Consider the following 8,881-nt stretch of genomic DNA (forward strand, 5'->3'; position numbering starts at 1 on the left):
TAACTTAATGGGTTTTTCCAACTATCTTGACCCCGCTAATATCCGAGGCCAAATTTTTACTATTTTCGTGATTACCGTAGCGGCAGCCGAGGCAGCCGTGGGTTTAGCGATTATCCTGACTATCTATCGTAACCGCGACACCATCGATATGGAACAGTTTAATCTGCTCAAATGGTAAGCTTTTAAATATTTACCCCCCCTCTCTCCCTTTTCTGGGGAGAGTTTTTTTTGGTTAATTTTTCCTGTTAACGGGGATAAATCTCGGTGACAACTCGATCGGGCGAGCTACTGGTAACAACAATGTTATTATCTTCTAAAGTGCCGATCGCTTTATCGCCGGTGAGATTAAATTTTGGTTCCTGTTGTTCATAGATAATATTCCCCTCGGCCTCGACAATTTTTTCCGACATTTTCCAAGTTAAAATCTGACTATACAATTGCGCCCCAGTTTTCTGATTAATCCCCTTAACCCCATCCTTGAGATAAGCGATGCGATTGCCTAATTCCACCACCACACGATTACCAGTAATAGTAATTTGATCTTGATATTGAAAAATTTCCGTGGGGCGATCGGAAGTTAGGCTACGATTTTGATAGTTCCAAATTGCCTGAGAACCAGAAATCTGTAAAGGTGGTTCTAAAGAGCGATATTCGAGGTTTTCTTGCAGGATAACCTGATTATTTTTTCTTTCCCAACGACCGCCGATAGCAGTAAGGCGATCGATAATAGTTTTATCAATATAGCGATCAAAAGCGACTTTTTGATCGGTACTAATGACTTGTTGAGGAATTTCCCAGTACAGGCGCTCGGTTTGCAGGACGACACGAGATTCCTTGGCGGTAGCCACCACTTGACCTTGTAATTCTAGTTTTTCTTGGCGCGTGTCGTAGCGTCCTTGGCGGGCCTTGGCTTCTAGTTGTAGATGACTACCTTTGATCCCTTTGGGGGAGATTAAAATACCTTCCTTGGGTAGCCAACGCAATTCCGGCGCGTTAATAATGGCTTTATTGCGGGGATCCACAGCCACAATATTATCTTTGAGGAGAATTTCCTGGCCTTCCTTATAGACTTCACCGCGGTCAGCACTAACCTGTAAAACTACTTTCCCATCTTGATAGATATTACCCTTGATATTTTCCAGACGGGCGATTTTTTGGTCTTGGGTGTAGGTAGCTTTTTTGACCTGAATTTTCCAGAGGGGTTGTCCGGAGGGGTTAGCCTGTTCTAAGGTGGCATTATTGAGAATTAAGCGGCCAGTTTCTTCAATTTTAGGCGATTCTGTCGGCGAAATTTTCGGCGGATCGGGAGGTTGACAGGCTGTTAATCCCAGCAAACCGATTAGAAGGGCAGCCCCGCGCCCAATTGATAATTTTAAGTGTAACCGCTGCCTCAATTTCGATCGCTCCGCTGCTATTTTATTAGGGGTCGAGAATAGAGTCGTCTCCATCCCCTCCCATCCAGAACCGTACATGAGACTTTTACCTCATACGGCTCCTCGTTTGACTGTTCCCTTGTTAAGGGCCTGACATTCACTGGCTGTCTATATATCATTGTAGTTGACTTAAGGTCAAGTTAACTACGGATGATTCTAGGTTTCCATTGGCTGCCGTTTGATCACTGAAGACCTGACTAGGCAATTATTTCAGGCATTTCAGCCTTATTTGATGCCTAAACGTTTCGCACATCTTTAGTTATTTTATCTTGACCAAATTTCAATAGCCAGATCAGCTAGATAATTAGCTCGCTTTTCAATTTCTTCCTTATTCCAGACATTTTTGTCATAAAAGTATTTGTTCAAAGAAACATTAGTTTTTTTATTAAACAAACTAACTTTATCTAAAAACTGTTTATTAGATAAGTCTGAATTGTAGGCCGTCAAAGTCAGATTACCTAAAGTATGTAGCCAAGTTTTATGTATTTGTTCGTGATTATCACCAAGCATATCTTGCCAGTTCAGTGTTAATTTCTGGGGCATTATATGCTCTATTGTTAGGTTATCAGTATCAACCATCTCTTTGGTCATGCGGCGTTCTATGGTTTCCAGAATAAGCTTAACTCTATCATTTGTTTTGGCATTTTTACCATAGATGTCTTTTTTGATTAGTCCTTCACGAAATTCATCGTCTGATGGCCATGACTTTTCTCCTTGATAATCTCTCAGAACTTTTTTGAGATTAAACAGTGTATTATTAGACTTAGATTGTTGTTTTATTTCTTTATATAAATTTTCAAAAATTTTCCCTAAAATTCTTGTAGATTTATTGACAAAGAAGCGTCGAACAAAGTATGATTCTAAACAATCAACAATTTGAAGGAAATCCTGAATAGATAAATGCTTGTCTTGAAAATCTTTATAGATATTGAGAAGAAAAATATGACAAGTACCAAAATCTAGGCGATTTAATCGAATAAACCGATCTTTTAGTTCGTCTTTGTTTTCACTTTCTTGGGGAAAAACAAGACACTGATAATATTCAGCAAAGTTAATCAACTCATCTAGTTTATCTTTAATGTTAAAACTATTGTTTTCCGCATTTTTGTCTAGGCGTTTTTTAATTTCTTTATAAACTTCTTTTTGACTAATTGATTCACCGTCTTTGCGAAGATAGAACCAAAAAGAATTAGTCAATAATTCAGCATATTTTTCCTCTTTTTTTATTGGCTCTGTAGTAGCTAGTCTTTTAAAAGATGCTTCAAGAGGTTGCCACTTTTGTTTGTATATATCTTCTCGTTGTTCACTAGGTAACTTCATAAAAACATAGTTGCGGACTAAATCGGCTTGGGTAAGTTCTTGTCCTTTTGTATTGAGACTTTCAAAAATAAGATAAGGATTTTCTTCGCTATCAGAAGTAATATTGACTAAAATTAAACGCTCTAAAAGAATATTTTTGAAGAGTTTATGTTCTCCCTCTGCAAAATTCTTCTTTTTAAGACGTTCCTTAAAGTATTGATATGCCTTATATATTATTTTGTTATCAAATTCTCTGCTATTTTGGTTTTTTATGATACTTTTGTAAGCTTCACGATCACCTTGAGTTGGCAAGATTTTATAAAAATCATCATCTTTTTTAAACTTATTTATCAGATAGTATTCATATAATTCTTCCGCCAACTCTGTATGGTTTTTCTCTTGTAAATAATTTCGCAAAGCCGCTATGATGATGGCAAGAGTAGTAAGACGTTGTTGTCCATCTATTACGACATACGGAGATATACCTTCGGCTGTTCCAGGAATTGACTGGGTGACAATAGAACCGAGAAAATGAGGTTCTTGCTCCTTATCATAGAGACTCATTAGATCTTCCCATAAAGTATCCCATTTTTGCTTGTCCCAAGAATAAGGTCTTTGAAATAGAGGGATCTGAAATTGTTTAGTACCTTCAAGTAAATTACGAAGACTGGTTTCTGATGCTTTCATGATTTGATTTGCTCCTGCAATCGTTTTGTCTTTGGTAAAAGTGGTAAAAATTGTCTCAATTTGATTAGCCCATAAACGCCGAGCTTAGGGAACCGTCCGAAACCTTCCACGGCGAAATAAGGAAATCAACCAACTAAATAAAATCGCCCAGTTAACGGGAGAATGACCCCCACCGAGGCGGTTTATCCTCCTTCAAGGTGACATCTTTCACCCAGTTTAACTGATTTTCAATACTCCAATGCCCCTGAATTGGCTTCAAAAAGGCTTTCGCAGACAATCTTTCACTACTGATGAAATAAGTCTTCTCCTCAAAGTTCTTTCCCTCCCGTTTGCCTTGACGTTTCACGAGGACAAAGCTTTGTCAACCTTTCCATCCTGCTCATGGTTATATACTGAAACGATGCTGACTCACATCTTGCTCGCAAGTCTGTCCACCTTCCACCGTACACTTAATACTTTTTGCCCCAGTTGCCAGGATGGTCTGGTATTTGCTTTAATCGCTAGTTTTGCTAGGGAAAACCCCCGGTTGAACGGTGAGAGTTTGTTGTTTACCCCTGCGGTTAATCTCGATTTCCAGATTACCACCGATCGCACTGGTTTCCACACCTTGCTGCACATCCGAAGCAGTTTTAACGGGGTTTCCTGCCACAGTTTCGATGATATCACCCGCTTGCATTCCGGCTTTTTGAGCGGGGGAATTTTCCACCACTCGCAGGACGATTACCCCTTCATTTTGGTCAATATTAAAGCTTAATTCTTTAGTTTCATTCAATTGCTGCCGTAATTCTGGGTTTAGCGTCACCATCTGGATACCGATGTAGGGATGTTCCGCTTTACCCTTGCTAGATAGCTGTCCCGCCACTTTTTGGGCGGTTTCGATGGGAATGGCAAACCCTAAACCCTGAGCATCGGCCCGAATTGCCGTATTAATGCCGATAACTTCCCCCTTGGCGTTCAGCAACGGGCCGCCGGAATTGCCGGGGTTAATAGCGGCATCGGTTTGAATAAAACGAACCCGTTTATCGGGAACCCCCACTTCGCTGCTAGTGCGTCCTAGGGCGCTAATAATGCCCACTGTCACCGTATTATCTAAGCCTAGGGGATTGCCAATTGCGATCGCCCACTCCCCGGGGATTAAAGTTTCGGCCTTGCCAAAAGTCACCGTCGGTAAATTTTCCGCCTCGATTTTCACCAGGGCCACATCGGTCATATTGTCAACCCCCAGAACTTTACCCTGATAGGTTTGACCGTTTTTCAAAGTCACTTTTACTTGGGTTGTCCCTTCCACCACATGGGCATTAGTCAAAAGTAGTCCATCTGTACTAACAATAAACCCGGAACCAGTTCCCCGTTCCAAATGCTCCCTGGGAATCGGCACTTCATTACCAAAAAAGCGCCGAAAAAAGGGCTGTTTAAATTCTTCGGGAATTTGGTCGGCCACTTCCCGGGCCGAGTCAATCCGCACCACCGCCGGCCCGACTTTCTGCACGGCCTGGGCGATAAAATTAACATTGCCGTCGGTTTGGGGAATAACAGGGAGAGAGAGGGAAGCGGGGAGGATTGCCGGCGGTTTATTTACCTCTAGGGGCGCTTTTCTGCTTAAATACTGATTTCCTAGCACTCCCACAGTACCACCTAGGGCGAGTAATCCCAGTGAAATCCCCAATCTTGTCAATAAACCCATAAGCTCTAGCCCTAAAATGTCGTGTGCGGTAGAATCGGCCCCAAACTTACCTATATTATAGGCTGTCTTTTTTGTCGGTAGGAAAGAATCAATGGGAACTTACCCCGTTTACCAGTCTTCTTTTAGGGGTAAAATCACGAAACAGCTATAAGAATCTCACTTCATGCAATTGTTTGATCGCATCCGTTTAGGGATAGCCGTAGCGGTGGCTAAAACCGTTACTGCTGTGGTTAAAGGACTCCGTTTAGGGGCCGCCAGCGTCTTGCCGGGGGAAATTGCCCGTCGTCTCCATCCCCGTTTGTTGCCGTTACTTTGTGGGCAAGTCCGACGGGGGGTAATTTTGGTGGTTGGCACGAATGGAAAAACTACCACTTCCCTACTGCTAAGAACTATTCTAGAGCGTCAGGGGGCAAAAGTCACCCATAATACCACTGGGGCAAATTTAATTAATGGTTTAATCACTGCTTTATTAGCCGATGCCAATTTATTCGGCACTTTAAAGGCTGATTATGCCATTTTAGAAGTGGATGAAAATATTCTCCCTTTGGTTTTAAAAGATTGTCGTCCTCGCGCTATTTTAGCTCTTAATTTGTTTCGCGATCAACTCGATCGCTATGGGGAAGTGGATACGATTAGTCGCCGTTGGCAAGGGGCCATATCTCCCCTACCCACCGATACTTTAGTGATTCTCAATGCTGATGATCCGACTCTTTCCCATTTGGGTCAACAACTGCCTCAAAGAGTTGTATATTTTGGCTTAAGTGAGCCAGAATTATATCTAGAAGAAATTCCCCACGCTGTCGATTCTATTTACTGTCCTAAATGTGGTGCTTCTTTGGATTATCGCGGGGTTTATCTCTCCCATTTAGGGGATTTTAGTTGTCCTAGTTGTGGCTTTAAAAAGAGTAATCCTGCTTTTCATAGTCACGATTGGCCGCAGATTTTAATCGGTGTTTATAATAAATATAATACTTTAGCGGCGGGTTTAGTAGCCCAGGAATTAGGGATTAAAGATCGAGAAATTTTTGAGACAGTTCAGGGTTTTAAAGCGGCTTTTGGTCGAGCGGAAGAATTAGAAATTGAGGGTAAAAAAGTTAGAATTTTACTGTCTAAAAATCCCGTGGGTATGAATGAAACAATTCGCGCAGTGGCTGATATTTTACAGAAAGAAAAGTCTTCTACTACTCTCTTAGTTCTCAATGATCGCATCCCCGACGGGACGGATGTTTCTTGGATTTGGGATGTGGATACGGAAAAATTAACCCGTTTGGGAACAACTTTAGTAGTAACGGGCGATCGACTTTATGACATGGCTTTACGCTTACAATATAGTCAGGATAGTCTCGCTTATCCGGTTAATTTAATTGTTGAATCCGATCTAAAAAAAGCGATCCAAATTGCCCTTAATAACACCAAAAATGAGGAAACTTTACATATTTTACCCACCTATTCTGCTATGTTAGAAGTACGAGAGATTCTCACGGGTCGAAAGATTTTGTAGAAATTAGAAAAGAGTGAAGATTCGTGTTAGGTGTTAGGGTGTTAGGGTGTTAGTTGAATTCCCCCATTTCCCCATTTGCCCATTCCCCCATTTCCCCATTTCCCCATTCCCTAATCCCCTAAAAAATTATGCAAGAACTAGAACTAAAAATCGGCTGGTTATATCCTACCTTAATGAGTACCTACGGCGATCGAGGTAATGTTATTACTATTCAAAGAAGATGTCAATGGCGTGATATTCCTGTGACAATTATTCCCCTAGATGCTCAAACAGAAGCCGAGACATTTTACCAAGTAGATATAATTGTTGGGGGTGGAGCGCAGGATCGGCAACAGGAGATCGTTATGCGCGATTTACAGGGGAAAAAAGCAGCGGCGATGAAAGAACAATTATCGGCAGGAATACCAGGGGTTTTTACCTGTGGTTCCCCACAATTATTAGGGCATTATTACGAACCAGCTTTCGGTCAAAGAATCGAAGGATTAGGATTATTAGACCTAGTAAGTAAACATCCTGGCCCCAATGCAAAACGCTGTATCGGTAACGTGGTTTTTGAAATTACGGCCTCTCCCTTAGCGGAGGAAATTAAAGCTATGACTGGGGAAAAACCGCTAGTAATTGGCTTTGAAAATCACGGGGGTCGTACCTATTTACAAACCGTTTCTCCTTTAGGAAAGGTGATTACTGGTTACGGAAATAACGGAGAGGACGGTTATGAAGGAGCATTTTACCACAATGCGATCGCTACCTATGCCCACGGTCCCCTACTACCCAAAAATCCCTTTTTAGCCGATTGGTTAATCCAAAAAGCTTTAGAACAAAAGTATCAAAAACCCGTTTTTTTAACAAAACTTGATGATTCTCTGGCCCTGAAAGCACGATTTGCCATGTTTGAACGACTAGAACTAACCGGCGTGACCAATAAAGCCTAAACTGGTCATATACACTTATGGCAGGAGATAGTCAAACTAGCCATTAAAAATTTTAATTCTGGCAGCTTATGAAATTATGACTGGAAAAATTATCGATCGTCAAACGGCGGGGTTTCTCGTCCTCATCATCCCCCTAGCGGTGTTAATCATCCTTCTTTTTACCGCTTGGCCATTGATCCTACTTGTCTTCCTCTTAACTCTGGCAGTCAAGGTGTGGCAAGACTATCGCTGGTCAAAATTATCGACGGTGATTAACCCCTATTTCAATCAACTTTTACAGGACAATCAAGGTTGTCTCACCCCGATTGACCTATCGGCAAAAGCCAATCTCACGGCCAAATTAGCCAGACAATTTTTAGACAGAAAAGCTGAGGAATTTGGGGCGCAAAAAAAAGCTGTAGGCGATAAGGGTATGGCCTATTACTTTATCACCGCCAGTACCTTGGGTAGTATTTTTGATGAGAGTGACCCCTCTTTAGAAGAAATAGGGGAAAAACAAATTCCTGCGATTACTGCCTCGAGATCTCCCCTGACCAATTTAGAGCCATCGCAGGAGGCTAAATCCCCCCTGATTGTCGCCGAGAAAAGCGAAAATTCTGTCTCGGAGGTTCCTGTTATTTCCTCCTCCCAATCTCTGACTAATTTAGGTAAATTATTTGAGGAAAAAGAGGAAGAAAATACCGCAGCAATCTCTGTTCAAGAAACGGTAATTCAAGAACCCGAGGAGATAATTAATCCTAGTTTAAACAGTTCTGCCAGTTCTTTATCCCAATCAGAATCAGAGGTTAGGGAAGAATCACTAACCTCTGTATCTGAAACCATCTCATCGATGAGTTTGGCGGATTTGGCTAAACGTTTAGGAGTTACCCCGGCCGTTTTGGGTAGAAACAAGAAAAATAAATCCGAAACAGAATTTGCCGATTGGAGTCGCATCAGAGATCCCGATGGTATTGCTTGGAAATTTGACGCAAAAAACTCCCTATTTTTGGCCAACTGATAGATAAATTTGTTTGGTTTTTTAGACAGGCTCCCTGCCTGTCTTTTTTGGCTCTACGTCCTACCCTCAATCCCATAGATGGTTGCTTCAGGCTCTTGGAAATCATCACCCACCACAAATCTGGCGGTTGTATCAGTAACAGGATAGGTTTTAACGTAAATGAGACAACCTGTTGTTGAGGAAGGACTGTAGGGGCAATTGGGGTACGGCTGTTTCATTCTCCCATCAGAATATCAAAAGTAAAAGCGATCACAGTCAGGTAAAATGAGGAGTGACCGCCAACCTTTCAAATATATGTTGAGCTTAATAGAAAAACTAAAACAAGTCAAGGACTTTCGGAAAGATAAA

Annotated in this window: 8 protein-coding genes; 4 read left to right on the plus strand and 4 right to left on the minus strand. The window is 41.6% G+C overall.

Annotated elements, in window-relative coordinates:
- Positions 1-178: NADH-quinone oxidoreductase subunit K (locus IM507_RS19645; protein ID WP_287636497.1), on the plus strand; the 178-nt coding region annotated here is incomplete at its 5' end.
- Between the two features lie 67 nt (positions 179-245).
- Here the strand turns inward: IM507_RS19645 and lptC are convergent.
- From lptC to IM507_RS19660, 3 genes are all read right to left on the minus strand, one after another.
- On the minus strand, positions 246-1,394 hold the full coding sequence (gene lptC, locus IM507_RS19650; RefSeq protein WP_002735673.1) for an LPS export ABC transporter periplasmic protein LptC: 1,149 nt from the start codon (positions 1,392-1,394) through the stop codon (positions 246-248).
- Between the two features lie 303 nt (positions 1,395-1,697).
- Positions 1,698-3,419 carry a DUF262 domain-containing protein gene (locus IM507_RS19655; RefSeq protein WP_123229904.1) on the minus strand — a complete coding sequence of 574 codons (1,722 nt, stop codon included), beginning with the start codon at positions 3,417-3,419 and terminating at the stop codon, positions 1,698-1,700.
- 493 nt (positions 3,420-3,912) lie between these two features.
- Complete coding sequence (locus tag IM507_RS19660; protein WP_287637573.1) at positions 3,913-5,103, minus strand: HhoA/HhoB/HtrA family serine endopeptidase; 1,191 nt, start codon at positions 5,101-5,103, stop codon at positions 3,913-3,915.
- Between the two features lie 163 nt (positions 5,104-5,266).
- On the opposite strand from IM507_RS19660, the gene IM507_RS19665 reads away from it, so the two are divergent.
- From IM507_RS19665 to IM507_RS19675, 3 genes are all read left to right on the plus strand, one after another.
- Positions 5,267-6,604 (plus strand): Mur ligase family protein, encoded by a 1,338-nt coding sequence (locus IM507_RS19665; RefSeq protein WP_002776995.1) that lies wholly within the window; start codon positions 5,267-5,269, stop codon positions 6,602-6,604.
- Positions 6,605-6,732: 128 nt separating this feature from the next.
- A complete protein-coding gene (locus tag IM507_RS19670) occupies positions 6,733-7,536 on the plus strand; it encodes a type 1 glutamine amidotransferase (RefSeq protein ID WP_002735455.1) in 804 nt (267 codons plus the stop codon).
- Between the two features lie 76 nt (positions 7,537-7,612).
- Positions 7,613-8,533, plus strand: coding sequence for a hypothetical protein (locus tag IM507_RS19675; RefSeq protein WP_287637574.1), 921 nt, complete (start codon positions 7,613-7,615; stop codon positions 8,531-8,533).
- 53 nt (positions 8,534-8,586) lie between these two features.
- Here the strand turns inward: IM507_RS19675 and IM507_RS19680 are convergent, their stop codons facing one another.
- A complete protein-coding gene (locus IM507_RS19680) occupies positions 8,587-8,751 on the minus strand; it encodes a hypothetical protein (protein ID WP_238560436.1) in 165 nt (54 codons plus the stop codon).
- Between the last annotated feature and the right edge of the window lie 130 nt (positions 8,752-8,881).

Source organism: Microcystis sp. M20BS1 (genome assembly GCF_020245305.1).
Classification (GTDB): domain Bacteria; phylum Cyanobacteriota; class Cyanobacteriia; order Cyanobacteriales; family Microcystaceae; genus Microcystis; species Microcystis ichthyoblabe_A.